A 17088-nucleotide genomic window follows, 5' to 3' on the forward strand; every position below is an offset into this window, starting at 1 on the left:
TTCCCGGTTCAGGCGGTTACACGCTCGATCGCATCAATCAGTTTTGCAGGATCGAAAGGCTTGACGATCCAGCCGGTAGCTCCGGCCTGGCGCGCACGATTCTTCTTTTCCGCATCGCTTTCCGTCGTCAGAACGAGGATCGGAACAGCGCGATAGCGGTCGTTGCGGCGAACGCCTTCGATGAAGCCGAAACCGTCGAGACGCGGCATGTTGATGTCGGTGACGATGACGTCGGGGTTGCATTCTTCGAGGACTTCAAGCCCTTCCACGCCATCTTCGGCCTGGATCGTCTCGTAGCCGGCGTTGTTCAGGGTCACCAGAAGCATGTTCCGGATCGTCCTGGAATCGTCGACGGTCAATATCTTTTTCTTCACTGCTGAATCTCCTTAGCGAGCAGATGATCTATGTTGATGCCAATAAGCTGCATGGACTTTCCGAACGCATCCGAAACCTTGTCGAACACGAAGGTCTTCTTGTCCTCCTCCCAGGCATTCGCGGCTGCCATCAGAACCTGGACGCACTGGACGCCGACGCGCTCGACGCCGGAGGCATCGATCGACAGGTCCTTGCCGCGCATGTTCGTCAGTTGGCCGTGCAACACGGAAGCCTCATTGAGGTCGAGCACCGAAACCAGCTTCAGGCTTCCCGTCTCTGCAGTCGTGCTTGCCATTCCTTCAATCCTCATGGTTCGCATTGCCGTCGCGGCCAGACCGGTCGCGCGCAACGAATTTCATGCTCAATCCTGCCTTCCGCTCCATGCTCACCGCCCCAAGGCGGCCAGCTGGGCCGGCACGAAAAATACGCCCTCATCCGACATCTCCGGCATGACGGAAGAGGTTTCCTCTGCCCGCGGATCGGATGCCTTCGGCTTGGCCTGCCAGATCGGTGCTTCCGCCCGTTCCCGCGCGATGCGGAATTCGCGCACCGTGCGGCCAAGCTCCAGGATCACGGTCTGCAGTTCATCCGACTGGGAACCGAGGCCGCGGGCCTTCTCGGCGCTCGTCACCAGGCGCTGATCGAGCGACTGGATGCTGCCGGCGACACGCGCCAGCGACTGCGCCTGGTCCTCGGTGGCGCGGGAAATGTCGGCAACCGTCTCGTTGATGCCCGCCACCTGCGCCACGATGCCGCCGATGGCATCCTGCGTGCGATGAACCATCTTCACGCCGGCATCGACCTGCGATTTCGTGCCCGTCACCAGTTGCTTGATTTCCCGGGCGGCTTCGGCGGAGCGCTGGGCAAGTGCCCGCACTTCCTGTGCCACGACGGCAAAACCGCGCCCTGAATCACCGGCGCGTGCGGCTTCGATCCCGGCATTCAAGGCCAGAAGATTGGTCTGGAAGGCAATCTCGTCGATCACGCCGATGATCTGGCCGATCTTCTCGGCGGAATCCTCGATATCGGCCATGGCACTGATCGCCTTGCCGACCACTTCGCCGCTTTCCTCCGCAGACCGGCGTGCGGTCGCGACCGCCTTTTCGGCGTCGGCCGCTTCCGTCGCGCTGGTCTGGACGCGGGTTGCCAGTTCTGCGATCCGGAGCGCGGCATCCGAGATGTCGGCGGAATATGCTTCGATTTCGGTCGCGATCTCGCGTCCCGTCTGTGCCATGGACTGCGCCAGTCCTTCGGCAGACAAAAGCCGTTCGCCGACCGACTGCAGGGCACCGCTCATCGCATCCAGCGCCTGATCGAGCAGAGCCGACAGTTCGCCATAGACCTCCGGGCGATCGTTGCCGATGCGCACCGACAGATCCTTGTCGGCCAGACGTGCCGCAACGGGACCGAAAAGGTTGTTTGCTTCGGCCTGGTCGCTGTCGCGCTGTGCGGCCAGAGCCCGCTGCTGCTTCAGTCTCAGTTCGTTGATGCGCAGGGAAATGGCGATCTCGAGATCGACCATGACGAGCCGAATAACCGCCTGGATCGCATCCGCCAGTTCCTTGTCGCGCTTGCGACCGGAGGTCAGCAGGGATTTCGACATCAGCTGTTCGACAAGACAGCCGATCAAATTTTCAAGCATCACCGCATGCCCGGCGATGTGCCAGCGGGGATCAAGCCCCATACGGCTTTCGGCATCGGACAGCACCTTGACCCGTTCGGCATACAGCGCATCGAACCGGGCATCGGTCAGGACGCTCCAGTGGGACGCCTGCAGGTCGTGCAGGCGGTCGATCTGAAGGTCGCTTTCGAAATGCCGCATGGCATCGGGAGAGGATTGCAGGCGCTGGAAGAAATCGCGCAAGCCCTCCTTCAGCCGGCCTTCGAGAGCCGGACGGAAGCGGCGCAGGAGATCACAGCAATCGGCATCGAGCCCCGCGAATGCAAGCCGGTCACGCAGGCTGCTCGCCTGTGCCTTTCGCGCCTGATCCGTTGGTATGTCTTGAGCCAAAGCCCGTCCTCAGTGATGTGCCGATCAAGATCGGCGTAAACCCCTCGTCACGATCTGCATGCTTGTACGCCTGCAGGCCGTTCATGCATTGCCGGCTGGCCGCCAGAACGTGTGATCGTTCAGAGAGGAAAGCCGGTCAGGACACGCGGGACGCCGAGCGGCAGCTTCGGCTCGCCATGCGGCAAGCGTGCTTCCGGTTGGTCTTTCCCAGCCGCTGACCTGGAATTTCATGGAAGAGATACCGGATTGAACCGGTACGACGCAGCGGCTTCATGCCTGAGAGGGATCGGTACGGATCACCCCATCTCGCCGTCTAGGATCATTTGTATGGTTAATTCCTTGCCTGAAGGTTAATGACCGATCCTGTATCCAGAGATTTCACCGCTCCACAAATAGCGCCCACGATAAAAACTTGGACGCAAGCTTGAAGCAAGTCGAACAGACTAGGATCGCAAGTGTCGAGCATGATGTTTCGGAGAAAAGGACAATGATTGTTCTGCATTTAACCGCAGCCTTGATAGCACTGGCGATTTTTTTCAGCATGGCGCTGATCTCGCTGGCAGAAGGTGAGCGCCGCCGCAACCGCAAGGCAATCCTCTAGGAACGTGGTTCCACCCGAGAGGATCGGATTGACGGGGCTTCGGGCCGCGTCGAATGCATTGTCTCGTTTCGAGGCGGCAGACTCTCTATTGCTTGCATCCGAATGATCTTCTTAAGACAAACTGTGGCGCTTCACGATGAGCCCGGTGGCACGATGCCGGATGGCGGTGCCCTTCCACACACGTCCTCTTTGCAAGACCAGTGTCGCCGCCGCACTTTTGACGAAGTTTAGGCGAGAGGGATTGCGGCCCGATTGGTTGAACATCTGTCACCGAGTGTGGCTATATCGGGTTAATCCGCCAGGTGACACATGCACGACACAGAACTTCACGCCGACAGCGCCGCTCACAAGACTTCGCTTTTCTCCAGGCTTGCCCGCTTCCGGGTCTATCTTGCGTCCATTGCCATGCTGGCCGTGTTCGGCGTCATGGCGATGGCGGTCTACAAGCTGACCAACGAAGTGCGCTATGACGATGTCGTCATCGCGCTGGCGGATACCAATCTGTCGGCGATAGGACTGGCGATCCTCTTCACCGCGCTGAGCTTTGCATCCCTTGTCTACTACGATCTCAACGCGCTCGATTACATCGGCCGCAAGCTGCCGAAGGTGCCGGTCGCCATTACCGCCTTCAGCGCCTATGCGATCGGCAATACGGCGGGTTTCGGCGCACTCAGCGGTGGCGCCATCCGCTTCCGCGCCTATAGCCGCCTCGGCCTTTCGCCGGAGGATGTCGCCCGCGTCATCGCCTTCGTCACCTTCGCCTTCGGTCTCGGTCTGCTGGCCGTCAGCTCCCTCGCGGCGCTGATTGCGGCACCGCGGCTCTCCAGCATCGTCGGCATCGATACGGTCTGGCTGCGCACCGGCGCCGTCGCCGTGCTGCTGCTCCTGGCCGGTCTGTTGTTCGTCGGTCGTGAAGGACGCTCCTTCCAGGTGCTGCGGATCCGCATCCGCCTGCCGGACACGCTGACCTCCTCGCGGCAGTTTCTCATCACCGCCTTCGATATTGCGGTTTCGGCCTCCGTCCTCTACGTGCTGCTGCCGGAAGACAGCATCGGCTGGCTCTCCTTCTTCACCATCTTTTCCGCCGCCATCGGGCTTGGCGTTCTCAGCCACGTCCCGGCCGGACTGGGCGTCTTCGAAGCGGTGATCATCGGGGCGCTGGGCGATACCGTTGGTCTCGACCGACTGCTCGGCAGCCTCGTTCTCTTCCGCCTCATCTATTACGTGCTGCCGCTCACCATCGCGATCATCATGATCGTGCTGTCGGAAGCCAGGGCCCTTGCCCGCCATCCGATTGCCGGCGACATCGGAACGGTTGCCGCGCGCATCTCGCCGCCGCTTCTTTCGGCCTTTGCGCTGCTGCTCGGCACCATGCTGATCTTTTCCAGCGTGACGCCGACGCCGGATACGGAACTCGATTTCCTCTCCAACGTCCTGCCGCTTCCGGTGGTCGAAGGCGCGCATTTCCTGTCGAGCCTGCTCGGTCTCGCGCTGGTGATTGCCTCGCGCGGGCTTGCCCAGCGCCTGGATGGCGCCTGGTGGGCCGCCCTGGCGGCGGCTGGGCTTGCCTTCGTCTTTTCGTTCCTGCGGGCGATCGCGCTTGGCGAAGCGGCCTTTCTCGGCGTCTTCATTCTGGCGCTGCTCGTCAATGCACGGCGCTTCCGGCGTCCGGCCTCGCTGTTCAGCCAGGTGCTCAGCCTGCCCTGGGTCATGGCGATGCTGGTGATCCTGGCGGGGGCGGCGGCCATTCTACTCTTCGTCTATCGCGACGTGGAATACAGCCGCCAGCTCTGGTGGCAGTTCGAGTTCGTCGGCGAAGCGCCGCGCGGCCTTCGCGCCCTGCTCGGTGCGACGATCTTTGCCGTTGCGATCGCCATCTTCAGCCTGCTGCGGCCGGCCTTCCATCACCCGCCGGAGGTGACACGCGAGGACATCGACAAGGCGGTCGCAATCCTCAATGGCCAGGACAATGCCGATGCCAACCTGGTGCGGATGGGCGACAAGCGCGTGATGTTCTCCGACAGCGGCCGGACCTTCATCATGTACGGCGTCCAGGGCCGCTCCTGGATCGCGCTCGGTGACCCGGTGGGTGACGCGTCCGAGACCGGCGAACTGATCTGGCGTTTTGTCGAACAGGCCCGCGGTGCCGGTGGACGCGCCGTGCTCTATCAGGTCTCGCCGGCACTTCTGTCCTTCTGCGCCGATGCCGGCCTCAGGGCCTTCAAGCTGGGCGAGATGGCACTGGTGGACCTGAAGACCTTCGAACTGAAGGGCAGCCGGCTGGCCGCCCTGCGGCAGGCGCTCAACAAGGGTACCCGCGAAGGCATGTCCTTTGCCATTCTCGAACCCGCCGATATTCCCGCGGCCATGCCGGATCTGAAAGCGGTTTCCGATGGCTGGCTCGCCCAGCACCAGACCCGCGAAAAGGGCTTTTCGCTTGGCGCCTTTGATGAAGCCTACATCTCTTCGCTACCGGTCGCGGTTCTGCGCAAGGATGAACGGATCGTCGCCTTTGCGACCATCTTCATCACCGACAGCAAGATGGAGGCCAGCGTCGATCTGATGCGCTTTTCGGCTGACGCGCCGCGCGGCGCGATGGATTTCCTCTTCGTCAGCCTGCTCGATAGCCTGAAAAATGCCGGATACCAGAGTTTCAATCTCGGAATGGCACCGCTTTCGGGTATGTCGAAACGGGAAATCGCCCCGGTCTGGGATCGCATAGGAAGCACTTTGTTCGAACACGGCGAAAGATTTTACAACTTCCGGGGCCTCAGGGCCTTCAAGTCGAAGTTCCATCCCCAGTGGCAGCCGCGTTATCTCGCCGTGGCCGGCGGCACCGGGGTGGTGCTGGCGCTGATGGATGTTACACTGCTGATCAGCGGTGGCGTGCGCGGGGTGGTCGGCAAATGAAGTCTTTCCTCCACACCCTCGCGTCATGCTGTCTTGCTTTCACCTTTGCCTCGACGAGCGTCCAGGCACAACAGGCTCAGCCGCAGTTCGATAGCGGCATGATCGCTTCGCCGCACATCATCAAACCGGATGGCAAGGTGAAGGCCAACATCTTCCTTCTTTCTGATGCCGACGGCTGGAATGCTACGGAAGAGGCGCAAGCCAAGGCGCTGGCCGCCAAGGGCGCGCTTGTCATCGGCATCGACCTTCCCTCCTACATCGCCTCGCTCGACAAGGATGACGAAGACTGCATCTACATGATTTCCGACATCGAATCGCTGGCCCAGCAGGTTCAGCGTTCGCTCGGAAGCGGCAGCTACCGCTCCCCGATCGTCGCCGGTGTCGGCGCCGGCGGCGCCTTCGTGCTCGGCATGCTGGCGCAAAGCCCGCCGGCAACGATCGGCCAGGCCATTGCGATCGATCCGGATGCTTCGATCAAGCTGTCCAAGGTGCTGTGCACGCCGGCCGACAAGCAACAGACGGCGGACGGCATTGCCTATGGTCTGACGGACGGCGCCCTGCCGGCGCCGATCAGCGTCTACTTCACCTCGCAGGCAAGCGCAGACAGCCGCCAGCACGTGAAGGACATCCAGGAAAAGCATGACGATCTCGACGTCGAGGATGCCGAGGGCAGCGCCAATGACGCGCTGATCGCCGCTCTCTCCGACCAGCTCGATGCGTCCGGCACCGACGACGAACCGCTTGGCCTACCGCTGACCATTCTGGAGGCCAAACCGAAGCTCGACACCATGGCGATCGTCTTTTCCGGCGATGGCGGCTGGCGTGATATCGACAGCGAAGTGGGCGCGGTGCTGCAGGCCGATGGCATTCCCGTGGTCGGCGTCGATGCCTTGCGCTATTTCTGGTCGAAGAAGACACCCGAACAGACCGCCACGGATCTCAGCCGCATCATCCGCACCTACCGCAAGCAGTGGAACGTCAAGAACGTCATGCTGGTGGGCTATTCCTTCGGGGCGGACATTCTTCCCTCCACCTTCAATCGCCTGCCGGAGGCCGATCGCAACAAGGTCTCGCTGATCAGCCTGCTCGGGCTGTCTCATTCGGCGGAGTTCGAGATTTCCGTCACCGGTTGGCTGGGCGGCCAGGGCAGTGGCGACGGTGGTGATCCGACAGTCGATCTGAAGCAGATCAATCCGGCGCGCGTGCAGTGCATCTACGGTACGGAGGATGACGAAGAGGCCTGCAAGGGTCTCGCGGCCTCCGGCGTGGAAATTCTCGGCATTGAAGGGGGCCATCACTTCGACGAGGACTATGAAAAGCTCGCTCAGTACATCCTGACCGCGTTGAAGGCGCGTCTTGCCAAATAACGGCATCAGCCGCGCGAAGATTCTGCTTGCCAATGGCGGCTGAGTGCCTGTAGCGACGCGTTAAAGCGATCTCCGCTTTCACGGTGAGGGTGCCATCGGCTGCGGGACAACAGCGATGGCGGCAGAGGTGACAACAGCATGGAAATCTTTACGGCTGCGGGTCTTGCAGCATTCTTTCAGGTCATTGCGATCGATCTCGTTCTGGCCGGTGACAATGCCATCGTCATCGGCCTTGCCGCCGCCGGCCTTCCGGCAGAACAGCGCAAGAAGGCGATCCTGGTCGGCATCATTGCCGCCACCGTGCTGCGCATCATTTTTGCGACCGCAACGGCCTATCTGCTCGGCATCGTCGGCCTGCAGCTTTTAGGTGGCCTGCTGCTCGGCTGGGTGTGCTGGAAGATGTGGGTGGAACTGCGCGCGGCCGAACACGAAGCGGCGGATGCCCTGAGCGAAGCCGACCGCGAGATGACGAAGGTCAACAAGACCTTCCTGCAGGCCGCCACCCAGATCGTGGTGGCGGACGTCTCCATGTCGCTCGACAATGTTCTCGCCGTTGCCGGGGCCGCGCAGGAGCATACGAGCGTTCTCATCATCGGCCTCGTCGTTTCGATCGCGCTGATGGGCCTTGCGGCAAACCTTGTTGCACGCCTGCTGCACAAGCATCGCTGGATCGCCTATCTCGGCCTCGCCGTCATCGTCTACGTGACCGCGAACATGGTCTATCACGGCCTCGTCGAAGTGTGGCCCTACGTTCAGCAATGGCTGGCCTGACCGGCACCTCCCCGTTCGTCAACGTGACCGGCAGCGTCGAACGCTGCCGGTTATCCGCGCTCACTGGCGATCGGATCTCGCCATGACGGGCCGCACCATCCTGATCTTCGGCGGCGGGCCCTCAGGCCTCATGGCGGCGGAAACGCTTGCTCTTCAAGGTCACGCCGTCACCGTCTGCGAGGCCATGCCGACCTTCGGCCGCAAGTTTCTGCTCGCCGGCAAATCCGGCCTCAACATCACCCATTCCGAAGATTTTTCTCTGTTCCGCAGCCGCTTCGGCAAAGCCAATGACCGGCTTGCCGCCGCGCTTGACGCCTTCACGCCAAATGACGTGCGCGATTGGGCGGCGAAACTTGGCACCGAAACCTTCGTCGGCTCCTCCGGACGCGTGTTTCCCACCGCCATGAAGGCCTCGCCGCTGTTGCGCGCCTGGCTGAAGCGGCTCGGCGCGCTTGGCGTCTCGCTTCGTCCGCGCCATCGCTTCGTCGGCTTCGGCGGCAACGGCGAAAGCGTCATCGCGACGCCCGACGGCGAGATCCGCCTGCAAGCCGATGCGACGTTGATGGCCTTCGGCGGCGCCAGCTGGCCGAAACTCGGCTCCGACGCCGCCTGGGTGGCGCCCCTCACGGAGGCGGGCGTCGAGATCGCCGATTTCCGCCCGGCCAATTGCGGGTTCGACGTGGCCTGGAGCGAGACGTTCCGAGACCGTTTTGCCGGAGAACCGGTGAAATCCGTCACCGCCACCTCCGATGCCGGCAGCCGCCAGGGTGAATTCGTCATCAGCCGGCACGGCATCGAAGGCAGCCTCGTCTACGCCCATGCCAGCGCGCTGCGCGACCGTCTCGCGCGGACGGGTAAAGCCAGCCTCGTGCTCGACCTTGCCCCGGGACGCGACGTCGCAAAACTGACGGACCATCTGACGCGCCTGCCGAGCAAGACGAGCCTCTCCAACCGCTTGCGCAAGGCGGCCGGACTGGACGGCGTCAAGGTGGCCCTGCTGCGCGAATGCCTTGATCCGACAAGCCTCCAGGACCCGGCCGGCCTGGCAAAGGCGATCAAGGCCCTGCCGCTGCCGCTTCTGAGGCCCCGCCCAATCGAAGAAGCCATCTCATCCGCCGGCGGCATAAGCTTTGATGCGCTCGACAGCCGCTACATGCTGAAAACCCACCCCGGCCTCTTCGCAGCCGGCGAAATGCTGGACTGGGAAGCCCCCACCGGCGGCTACCTGCTCACCGCCTGTTTCGCCACCGGCAAGGCGGCGGCGCTCGGGGTCGCGGCGTGGCTGCGGGAGGAGGGTGGCGGCTGAGGCGTCACGAGGCCTTGCGATACCGCCGCGCCACATACACCACCTGGCCGCCGGTCAGGCCCTTGTAGAGGACCGAGCCCTGCGAGCCGGAAAACTCGCTCATGAAGCGTCGCATGAGCCAGGACCGGCCAATGCGCTCCCGCTTGCGGCTTTCGGCAGCATCGAGCGCGGCGACCACGTTGGAGGTGATGTCGCGGCTCTCCACGAGTTCCATCCCCGAAGCGGCCAGTTGCGCATCGAGTTCCGCGATACGGTTGCGCCCGCGCATATCGGCAAAAGTGAACCAGCCGCCCGGTTTCGTGACCCGTCCGACCTCGCGCGCGAATGCCGCCACATCGCCGTAGCAATGCGAGGATTCGATATTCACCACGATATCGAAGCTGCAATCGGCGAACGGCATGGCTTCCGCATCGCCCGTTTCGAAGGCGACAGTTGCGGTATCGGCATTCAGCCGGCGGGCCAGCTGCACGGTGGCTGGCGAATAATCAAGACCAGTAACGGACGCCGGCTGATGATAACGGGCGATGTAGCGTGATCCGCCCCCGCGGCCCGACCCCACCTCCAGCACGCGCGCACCTTCCACGGGAAGCCCCGCCACCGCCTGCTGGTAGAGCCCGATGAAGGCGCGCTCCGGCTCGTCCTCCGGCTTTAGCGGAAATGCATCACCGGCCGCCACATAGCCGTAGTTCATGAAACGCCAGTCCCGATCCCGCCAGAAGCGGGACAGCAAATTGTAGATGTTGCGCCACACCCATTTCTGCACCTTGGGAGACGCACTGTTTTCCATGACGGCGATGAATGCCGAAAAATTCGTGTTACTCATGCCGGCGACGGCCTGACGGCTGAGCCATCCGCAGAGGAATACCCGTCGAGTTCCTTTTCCAGCCATTCCCGGCCGCGGCGAACAAGATTGGCATCGTCACTGTTGCGTGGATTGAACCATGGCATGTAATAATAGGCCAGCATTGGCACGCAGCGGCGCCAAGTCCCCGGGGCAATCATCGTCAGCCAGAAGAAGCGGCACCAGAAACGAAGGCCGGGCTTTGTGCCGTCCGCGCGCAGATAGATCGGCACGTTGCGTAGGAAGATGTAGAGGAAAAAGGCTATCGTGCTGTTCATCGCCGTGATGCGCATCAGATAACGCTTCCAGCTCGGCATGCCCTTGGTGGCCGCCAGCAGCACGTCATAGGCAACCGCTTTATGCTCGATTTCCTCCAGGGCATGCCACATCCAAAGACGCTTGTAAGCTGAGACTGCCCCATGCAGGATGTCTGCATGCCGAAGCGTCTGCATGGACAATGTCGCCGTGACATGCTCGATGGCGCAGGTCAAAAACACCCGATGCACCGGGTTCTTGATCATCGCCATGGTCGTATCGATCTGCTTTTCCATCGCCGGGACATCGTAACCGAGTTCGGCAAGAGCCCGGTTATATTCCTCATGTTCACGTGTGTGGAAGGCTTCCTGTACGGCATAACCGTTGATTTCCGCCGCCAGCGCTCGGTCTTCCAGATGGGCTGTGTAATGCTTGAGAGAGCGGATGAAAAAACGCTCGCCCTCCGGCAGGAAAATCGAAAGTCCGTCGATCAGCAGCGTTTTGATCGGATCATCGTCCAGCCAATGCCGCTTGCGATTGGCACGGATATTGAAATGGAGATTGCGTGGCACGATCTCCCAGTCATCCGTGCTGCGGGCTTCCGCGCCGCCTCCGTTGACATCCACCGTCATTACGCTGCCGACCCCATTTCAATAACGTCAAGTATCGCCCGAAAACACGCTAGCCAATTCGGACACCTGAAGCAACAAATGAAACAGACCACAGCTCAGTCATAAAACTGATCTATTATTATATAAGAAATATCTATTTCAAAATATGATAATCAATTACGAATAGAATGATGCGCACTTCAAAATTGCAGAAAGTCTTGTAGACTTGTCCAATTCACTTATATTTAATTGATAAAATTGTCGTAACGCAATCTTTGCGGGCAGCATAAGCCTATGGCCTTGCCATCCGTCGCGCGCATCGAACTTTAGAGGGGCTTCCGGTAACGTCGCGCCACATACACGACCTGGCCGCCGGTCAGGCCCTTGTAGAGGACCGAGCCCTGCGAGCCGGAAAACTCGCTCATGAACCGGCGCATGAGCCAGGACCGGCCGATGCGCTCCCGCTTGCGCGCCTCGGCTGCATCGAGCGCCGCGACCACGTTCTGCGTGATGTCGCGGCTCTCCACCAGTTCCATGCCGGACGCCGCCAGTTGTGTATCGAGTTCATGAATGCTGTTGCGACCGCGCATATCGGCAAAGGTGAACCAGCCACCAGGCTTGATAACCCGTCCGACCTCGCGTGCGAATGCCGCCACATCGCCGTAGCAATGGGAGGATTCGATATTCACGACGATATCGAAACTGGAATCGCCGAACGGCATGGCTTCCGCATCACCCGTTTCGAAGGCGACAGTTGCGGTATCGGCATTCAGCCGGCGGGCCAGCCGCACGGTGGCCGGCGAATAGTCAAGACCGGTGACCGACGCCGGCTGATGATAGCGGGCGATGTAACGCGACCCGCCACCGCGGCCGGACCCCACCTCCAGGACGCGTGCACCTTCCACGGGAAGCCCCTCCACCGCCTGCTGGTAGAGCCCAATGAAGGCACGTTCCGGCTCATCCTCCGGCCTGAGCGGAAAGGCAGCACCGGCTGCCACATAACCATAGTTCATGAAGCGCCAGTCCCGATCCCGCCAGAAGCGGGACAGCAGATTGTAGATATTGCGCCACACCCATTTCTGCAGTTTGGGAAAGCCACCATGATCCATGATGGCAAGGACTTTTGAAAAGACGCGACTGGTCATGCGATGGACCGCCTCATGCCGAGGCCTGCTTGGTCGGCGAGTATCCTTCCAACTCCTTCTCCAGCCACTCGCGCCCACGGCGAATGAGGTCGGCGTCGTCGCTGTTGCGCGGATTGAACCAGGGCCAATAGTAATACGCAATCATCGGCAGGCATCGGCGCCAGTAGCCGGGCGCGATCATGGTCAGCCAGAAGAAGCGGAACCAGAACCGGAAGCCCGGCTTGATGCCGTCCGTGCGCAGATAGATCGGCACGTTGCGCATGAAGATATAGAGGAAGGACACGATATTGGCGTTCATCGCGGTCACCCGCATCAGATACCGCTTCCAGCCCGGCATGCCTTTGGTCGCCGCCATCAGCACGTCATAGGCCACCGCCTTGTGCTCCAACTCTTCCAGCGCATGCCAGACCCAGAGGCGCCGGTAGGCGGGAGCCGCCTCGTCCAGCACATCGGGATGGCGAAGCGTCTGCGTCGAGAAGGTTGCCGTCAGGTGCTCGATGGCGCAGGTCGCCAGGACCCGGTGCAGCGGGTTTTTGACCATGCCGAGCGAGGGCCCGACCGGCTTCTCCATCAGATCGACATCGTAACCGAGATCCTTCATGGCAAGATTGTATTCCTCATGCTCGCGCGTGTGGAACGCCTCCTGCACGGCATAGCCGTTGATCTCCGCCGCCAGAGCCCTGTCCTCCAGATGCGGTGTGTAGTGCTTCAGCGACCGGATGAAAAAGCGCTCGCCTTCCGGAAGGAAAATCGACAGGTTATCGATGAGAACCGTTTTCACCACATCATCCCCGAGCCAGTGACGCTTCCGATTGGCCCGGATGTTGAAATGGAAATTGCGCGGAATAATCTCCCACTCGTCGGTGGTGCGCGCCTCCGCATGCAGGTTGCCTGGATCCCCGTGTGCTTCAGTCCCCATGTCTCGTCCCGATCTGCAGAAGATGTTTTCACCCACAGGGATGCTAAACAATCCCCTGATCGACCACAACACAAGAAAGGAAAAAGGAGCGCGAGGATAAGGTAATGGTGCCCGGAGGCGGATTTGAACCACCGACACGCGGATTTTCAATCCGCTGCTCTACCAACTGAGCTATCCGGGCATCTCGGCTTTTGTGAAGCCTTCCGGCCTTCCTTTGGAAGTCCGCCGGGGGATGTCCCCGGGAGCGAGCGGGGTTATAACATCTTGTTCGGACATGGCAAGCGGCTTTAAGAACTTTTTTGACAGTCCTGTGAAGAATGCCGTCAAACCTTTGATGAGAAAAGGAGAATGCCGCTCGCAGTCATGCCGCACGGCTTCTTTCAGGGCACGCGGCAAGGCCGCTCAGTCGTCGCCCGGCTCGGCTTTCGTCTCGTCATCGGCGACGGGGATGGCATAAGCGCCGTTCAGCCAGCGGGAGAGGTCCAGCGTGCGGCAGCGGTCCGAGCAGAAGGGGTAATGATCGCGTTGCGAGGGCTTGCCGCATTCCGGGCAGGGTCTCGTCTTGCGCAGGGGCGCCACCTTGGCGCCGGGGAACAAAGGATCGTTGGCCATGACGGTTTCTCAGCCTTCGGCCCAGTGGGCCGCGACGTCGAACCCTTCGCCGTTCAAAAGCAGGGCGGTCTCGTAAAGCGGCAGGCCGACGACATTGCTGTAGGAGCCGACGAGCTTCTGCACGAAGCTTCCGGCAATGCCCTGGATGGCATAGGCGCCGGCCTTGCCGCGCCACTGGTCGGAGGCGAGATAGGCTTCGATCTCGCGCGTCGAGAGGCGCTTGAAGCGCACCTTGGTTTCCACCACCTTCTGGCGGAACTGGCCGCCAGGGGTGACGAGGCAGACGCCGGTATAGACCCAGTGGCCGCGCCCGGAGAGGAGGTGCAGTGCAGCGGACGCCTCTTCCATATACTCGGTCTTGGAGAGGATGCGGCGGCCAACGGCCACCACCGTATCGGCAGACAGGATATAGCTGTTGCGCCAGGCGAGATCCCCGCTGATGCCGGCATACGCGGCCTCCGCCTTTTCCGTCGACAGACGGCGGGCGAGAGAGCGCGGATGTTCGGATTTCTTCGGCGTCTCATCGATATCCATCGGCATCAGCCGCGCTGGCTTGATCCCCACCTGATTGAGGAGATCAAGGCGCCGCGGCGAACCGGAGGCCAGGATGAGCTTTTGGTCCCGGGACATGGAGATACCCTATCAAGGCGTGCCCTTCGAAACGAGGCGTCGCCGCTTTCGGTCGAGCCCGCTTACTTGAAGCGGTAGGTGATACGGCCCTTGGTCAGGTCGTAAGGGGTCATTTCCACGAGAACCTTGTCGCCCGCCAGAACGCGGATACGGTTCTTGCGCATGCGGCCGGCCGTGTGGGCAATGATTTCATGTTCGTTTTCGAGCTTGACGCGGAATGTTGCGTTCGGCAGCAATTCCGTCACGACACCCGGGAATTCAAGGACTTCTTCTTTCGCCATCTAGAGCTTGTCTTTCTGTGGTTGATTGGGGTCCAAGGCCAAGTTTGGCCCGAACCTTGCAAAAGTGCGCGGAAACTACACGTTTGCCGCCCATTTGTGAACCTCGCATTCCGCCGATTCTTCATGGGCACGAAGCACCCTTGTTTCCGCGCCGGAGCCGGGCTTTTACACGGTCTGTGGGGCCTGCAGGCCGGCCCGTCCGAACCGCTCCTCAATGCGCCGCCACAACTCGTCGCGCACGGTGCGGTAGGCGTCCAGAACCCGGTCACGCGTGCCCGTCTCCACCGTCGGGTCGAAGGTCGGCCAGTAGATCACCTCGACGGAATTGGAGCGCGTCAGTTCCAGCGCCTGGTGGTGGGCCTCGGGCGAGAGCGTGACGATCACGTCGAAATAGTCATCCTCGAGTTCGTCGAGCGTGCGCGGCTGGTGTTTCTTCGATCGCGACAGACCGATTTCCTGCAAAACGACATCGACGAAGGGATCGGGATCGCCGGCCCGCACGCCCGCCGACTGGATGTAGATATCGGGTGGCAGCAGCCGTTTTGCAATGACTTCGGCCATCGGCGAGCGGATCGCGTTCATGCCGCACATAAACAAGATGGCACCCGGCTTGGCGATCTTCACGTCGACAGCCGGCCCCTCGCCCATGCTCAGCCCCGCCAATAGAGCACACAGACGAGGGTGAACAGACGGCGGGCCGTATCGAAGTCGAGCGTAATCTTACCCTTCAGCCTCTCCTGCAGGGTCTCCGAGCCGTCATTGTGGATGCCGCGGCGGCCCATGTCGATCGCCTCGATCTGCGACGGCGTCGAGGAGCGGATCGCCTCGTAATAGCTCTCGCAGATCATGAAGTAGTCCTTGATGATCCGCCGGAAGGGTGTCAGCGACAGGATATGCGTGGCAACCGTCTCGCCGGCCTCGGTAGTGATCGAAAAGACGAGCTTCTGTTCGACCAGCGAGATGTTGAGCTTGTAAGGTCCGCCCTCGTGGCCCACGGGTTCGAAGCGGTTCTCCTCGATCAGGTCGAAGATTGCCACCGCCCGTTCATGTTCGACATCCGGCGTCGAGCGGCCGATGCTGTCATCCAGCACCACGTCGCACAGCCGGAAGTCGCCCTTGGCCATTGTTCATCGTCCTCGGTTCAGGCGGATGGAGACCGACCGCGCATGCGCATCGAGCCCCTCCGAATGGGCAAGCGTGATGGCCGCCGGCCCCAGCGCGTTCAACTGGTCGGCACCGAGCCTCAGGATGGAGGTGCGCTTGACGAAGTCCAGCACGGAGAGACCGGACGAGAAGCGGGCGGAGCGCGCCGTCGGCAGCACATGGTTCGATCCGCCAACGTAATCGCCGATGACTTCCGGCGTATGGCGGCCAATGAAGATGGCGCCGGCATTGCGGATGCCGGGCAACAGCGCATCCGGGTCGGCAACGGCCAGTTCCAGGTGTTCGGCGGCAATGCGGTTCGCCAGCGGTAGCGAGGCGTCAAGGCTCTCCACCAGAATGATGGCCCCGAAATCCCGCCAGCTGTCGGCCGCGGTCTCGGATCGCGACAGCGTCTTCAGCTGGCGCTCGACAGCCGCCTCCACCGCTTCGCCAAGCGCACGGTCGGTGGTGATCAGGATGGATTGTGCGCCCGCATCATGTTCGGCCTGCGCCAGAAGGTCGGCGGCCAGCCAGTCGGGATCGTTTTCCGCGTCGGCAATCACCAGCACTTCCGAAGGACCGGCAATCATGTCGATGCCGACGGTGCCGAACACCTGGCGCTTGGCGGCGGCCACATAGGCATTGCCGGGGCCGACAATCTTGTAGACCGGTGCGATGGTCTCGGTGCCATACGCCAGTGCCGCAACGGCCTGGGCACCGCCGATCCGGTAGATTTCGCTCACGCCGGCAATCTTCGCCGCCACCAGCACCGCCGGATTGAGCGCACCGCCGGAGGCCGGGCAGACCATCACGACGCGTTCGACACCCGCAACGCGCGCCGGCACGGCATTCATCAGCACGGAGCTCGGATAGCTCGCCGTGCCGCCCGGCACGTAGAGGCCGACAGCCTCGATCGCCGTCCAGCGGGAACCGAGGCCGACGCCGATTGCATCCTCGTAGATATCATCCTTCGGCATCTGGCGGGCGTGGTGGCGCTCGATCCGTTCGGCAGCAAGCTTGAGGGCATCGATGACGGCAGGCTCGACCTCGGCAAAGGCGGCCTCGATTTCGGCCTCGGTCACCCGCATGCCGACCTCGGACAGGTCCACGCGGTCGAACTTCTTCGAATAGTCGAGAAGCGCCGCATCGCCGCGGGCGCGCACATCCTCGATGATGGCACGCACCACCGTGTTGACGTCTTCGGATACTTCGCGCTTCGTCGTCAGGAAGGCGGCGAACCGCGCTTCGAAATCCGCCGATGTCTGCTCAAGCCAGATTGCCACTAACCCCGTCCCCTCACATTTCAAGAC

General features: G+C 61.8%; 17 protein-coding genes and 1 tRNA gene. 4 read left to right on the plus strand and 14 right to left on the minus strand.

What is annotated here, in order from left to right; all coding sequences use genetic code 11:
- Positions 1–8: 8 nt before the first annotated feature.
- The 3 genes from G6N78_RS02990 to G6N78_RS03000 all read right to left on the minus strand — a co-directional run bounded on the left by G6N78_RS02990 (position 9) and on the right by G6N78_RS03000 (position 2386).
- Positions 9–374, minus strand: a complete 366-nt coding sequence (locus G6N78_RS02990) for a response regulator (protein WP_165215639.1) — start codon at positions 372–374, stop codon at positions 9–11.
- Positions 371–670, minus strand: coding sequence for an STAS domain-containing protein (locus tag G6N78_RS02995; protein ID WP_165215642.1), 300 nt, complete (start codon positions 668–670; stop codon positions 371–373). The genes G6N78_RS02990 and G6N78_RS02995 overlap by 4 nt, the downstream gene beginning before the upstream one ends.
- Positions 671–760: 90 nt before the next feature.
- Complete coding sequence (locus tag G6N78_RS03000) at positions 761–2386, minus strand: globin-coupled sensor protein (protein ID WP_165215644.1); 1626 nt, start codon at positions 2384–2386, stop codon at positions 761–763.
- Between the two features lie 910 nt (positions 2387–3296).
- Here G6N78_RS03000 and mprF point away from each other — a divergent pair.
- The 4 genes from mprF (at position 3297) to G6N78_RS03020 (ending at position 9341) form a co-directional block, all read left to right on the plus strand.
- Positions 3297–5897 (plus strand): bifunctional lysylphosphatidylglycerol flippase/synthetase MprF, encoded by a 2601-nt coding sequence (gene mprF / locus G6N78_RS03005; RefSeq protein ID WP_165215647.1) that lies wholly within the window; start codon positions 3297–3299, stop codon positions 5895–5897.
- Positions 5894–7264 carry a virulence factor family protein gene (locus G6N78_RS03010; protein ID WP_165215649.1) on the plus strand — a complete coding sequence of 457 codons (1371 nt, stop codon included), beginning with the start codon at positions 5894–5896 and terminating at the stop codon, positions 7262–7264. Before mprF ends, G6N78_RS03010 begins: the two co-directional genes overlap by 4 nt.
- Positions 7265–7402: 138 nt before the next feature.
- Positions 7403–8035 carry a TerC family protein gene (locus G6N78_RS03015; protein ID WP_165215652.1) on the plus strand — a complete coding sequence of 211 codons (633 nt, stop codon included), beginning with the start codon at positions 7403–7405 and terminating at the stop codon, positions 8033–8035.
- An 82-nt stretch (positions 8036–8117) separates the two neighbouring features.
- On the plus strand, positions 8118–9341 hold the full coding sequence (locus tag G6N78_RS03020) for a TIGR03862 family flavoprotein (RefSeq protein ID WP_165215654.1): 1224 nt from the start codon (positions 8118–8120) through the stop codon (positions 9339–9341).
- A 4-nt stretch (positions 9342–9345) separates the two neighbouring features.
- Here G6N78_RS03020 and G6N78_RS03025 read toward each other — a convergent pair whose 3' ends face one another.
- The 11 genes from G6N78_RS03025 to hisD all read right to left on the minus strand — a co-directional run bounded on the left by G6N78_RS03025 (position 9346) and on the right by hisD (position 17061).
- The gene (locus G6N78_RS03025) at positions 9346–10164 is read right to left on the minus strand and encodes a class I SAM-dependent methyltransferase (protein WP_165215657.1); all 819 of its coding nucleotides are present in this window, start codon (positions 10162–10164) and stop codon (positions 9346–9348) included.
- A complete protein-coding gene (locus tag G6N78_RS03030) occupies positions 10161–11069 on the minus strand; it encodes a metal-dependent hydrolase (protein ID WP_165215659.1) in 909 nt (302 codons plus the stop codon). The genes G6N78_RS03025 and G6N78_RS03030 overlap by 4 nt, the downstream gene beginning before the upstream one ends.
- Before the next feature lie 305 nt (positions 11070–11374).
- Entirely contained in the window at positions 11375–12193 is an 819-nt protein-coding gene (locus tag G6N78_RS03035; protein ID WP_165215662.1) for a class I SAM-dependent methyltransferase, read from the minus strand.
- 13 nt (positions 12194–12206) lie between these two features.
- Positions 12207–13112 carry a metal-dependent hydrolase gene (locus G6N78_RS03040; protein WP_165215664.1) on the minus strand — a complete coding sequence of 302 codons (906 nt, stop codon included), beginning with the start codon at positions 13110–13112 and terminating at the stop codon, positions 12207–12209.
- A 105-nt stretch (positions 13113–13217) separates the two neighbouring features.
- A tRNA-Phe gene (locus G6N78_RS03045) sits at positions 13218–13293 on the minus strand.
- A 221-nt stretch (positions 13294–13514) separates the two neighbouring features.
- Positions 13515–13724: a DNA gyrase inhibitor YacG gene (yacG, locus tag G6N78_RS03050; protein WP_165215667.1), complete on the minus strand. Its 210-nt coding sequence runs from the start codon at positions 13722–13724 to the stop codon at positions 13515–13517.
- A 9-nt stretch (positions 13725–13733) separates the two neighbouring features.
- Positions 13734–14354 carry a Maf-like protein gene (locus G6N78_RS03055; RefSeq protein WP_165215669.1) on the minus strand — a complete coding sequence of 207 codons (621 nt, stop codon included), beginning with the start codon at positions 14352–14354 and terminating at the stop codon, positions 13734–13736.
- 62 nt (positions 14355–14416) lie between these two features.
- A complete protein-coding gene (infA, locus tag G6N78_RS03060; RefSeq protein WP_004435948.1) occupies positions 14417–14635 on the minus strand; it encodes a translation initiation factor IF-1 in 219 nt (72 codons plus the stop codon).
- A 165-nt stretch (positions 14636–14800) separates the two neighbouring features.
- On the minus strand, positions 14801–15283 hold the full coding sequence (locus G6N78_RS03065; RefSeq protein WP_165215672.1) for an arsenate-mycothiol transferase ArsC: 483 nt from the start codon (positions 15281–15283) through the stop codon (positions 14801–14803).
- A gap of 2 nt (positions 15284–15285) precedes the next feature.
- On the minus strand, positions 15286–15759 hold the full coding sequence (locus G6N78_RS03070; RefSeq protein ID WP_165215681.1) for a UPF0262 family protein: 474 nt from the start codon (positions 15757–15759) through the stop codon (positions 15286–15288).
- A 3-nt stretch (positions 15760–15762) separates the two neighbouring features.
- Complete coding sequence (hisD, locus tag G6N78_RS03075; RefSeq protein WP_165215682.1) at positions 15763–17061, minus strand: histidinol dehydrogenase; 1299 nt, start codon at positions 17059–17061, stop codon at positions 15763–15765.
- Between the last annotated feature and the right edge of the window lie 27 nt (positions 17062–17088).

The sequence above is a fragment of the Allorhizobium pseudoryzae genome (assembly GCF_011046245.1).
Lineage (GTDB): Bacteria > Pseudomonadota > Alphaproteobacteria > Rhizobiales > Rhizobiaceae > Neorhizobium > Neorhizobium pseudoryzae.

What these genes read in the sequence shown, in the direction of transcription:
- G6N78_RS03030 (WP_165215659.1), bottom strand. Translation starts at nt 11,069, where the DNA reads ATGACGGTGGATGTCAACGGAGGCGGCGCGGAAGCCCGCAGCACGGAT.
- G6N78_RS03065 (WP_165215672.1), bottom strand. Translation starts at nt 15,283, where the DNA reads ATGGGCGAGGGGCCGGCTGTCGACGTGAAGATCGCCAAGCCGGGTGCC.
- G6N78_RS03055 (WP_165215669.1), bottom strand. Translation starts at nt 14,354, where the DNA reads ATGTCCCGGGACCAAAAGCTCATCCTGGCCTCCGGTTCGCCGCGGCGC.
- infA (WP_004435948.1), bottom strand. Translation starts at nt 14,635, where the DNA reads ATGGCGAAAGAAGAAGTCCTTGAATTCCCGGGTGTCGTGACGGAATTG.
- G6N78_RS03035 (WP_165215662.1), bottom strand. Translation starts at nt 12,193, where the DNA reads ATGACCAGTCGCGTCTTTTCAAAAGTCCTTGCCATCATGGATCATGGT.
- G6N78_RS03040 (WP_165215664.1), bottom strand. Translation starts at nt 13,112, where the DNA reads ATGGGGACTGAAGCACACGGGGATCCAGGCAACCTGCATGCGGAGGCG.
- G6N78_RS03010 (WP_165215649.1), top strand. Translation starts at nt 5,894, where the DNA reads ATGAAGTCTTTCCTCCACACCCTCGCGTCATGCTGTCTTGCTTTCACC.
- G6N78_RS03025 (WP_165215657.1), bottom strand. Translation starts at nt 10,164, where the DNA reads ATGAGTAACACGAATTTTTCGGCATTCATCGCCGTCATGGAAAACAGT.
- G6N78_RS03020 (WP_165215654.1), top strand. Translation starts at nt 8,118, where the DNA reads ATGACGGGCCGCACCATCCTGATCTTCGGCGGCGGGCCCTCAGGCCTC.
- G6N78_RS03070 (WP_165215681.1), bottom strand. Translation starts at nt 15,759, where the DNA reads ATGGCCAAGGGCGACTTCCGGCTGTGCGACGTGGTGCTGGATGACAGC.
- mprF (WP_165215647.1), top strand. Translation starts at nt 3,297, where the DNA reads ATGCACGACACAGAACTTCACGCCGACAGCGCCGCTCACAAGACTTCG.
- G6N78_RS03015 (WP_165215652.1), top strand. Translation starts at nt 7,403, where the DNA reads ATGGAAATCTTTACGGCTGCGGGTCTTGCAGCATTCTTTCAGGTCATT.
- G6N78_RS02995 (WP_165215642.1), bottom strand. Translation starts at nt 670, where the DNA reads ATGGCAAGCACGACTGCAGAGACGGGAAGCCTGAAGCTGGTTTCGGTG.
- yacG (WP_165215667.1), bottom strand. Translation starts at nt 13,724, where the DNA reads ATGGCCAACGATCCTTTGTTCCCCGGCGCCAAGGTGGCGCCCCTGCGC.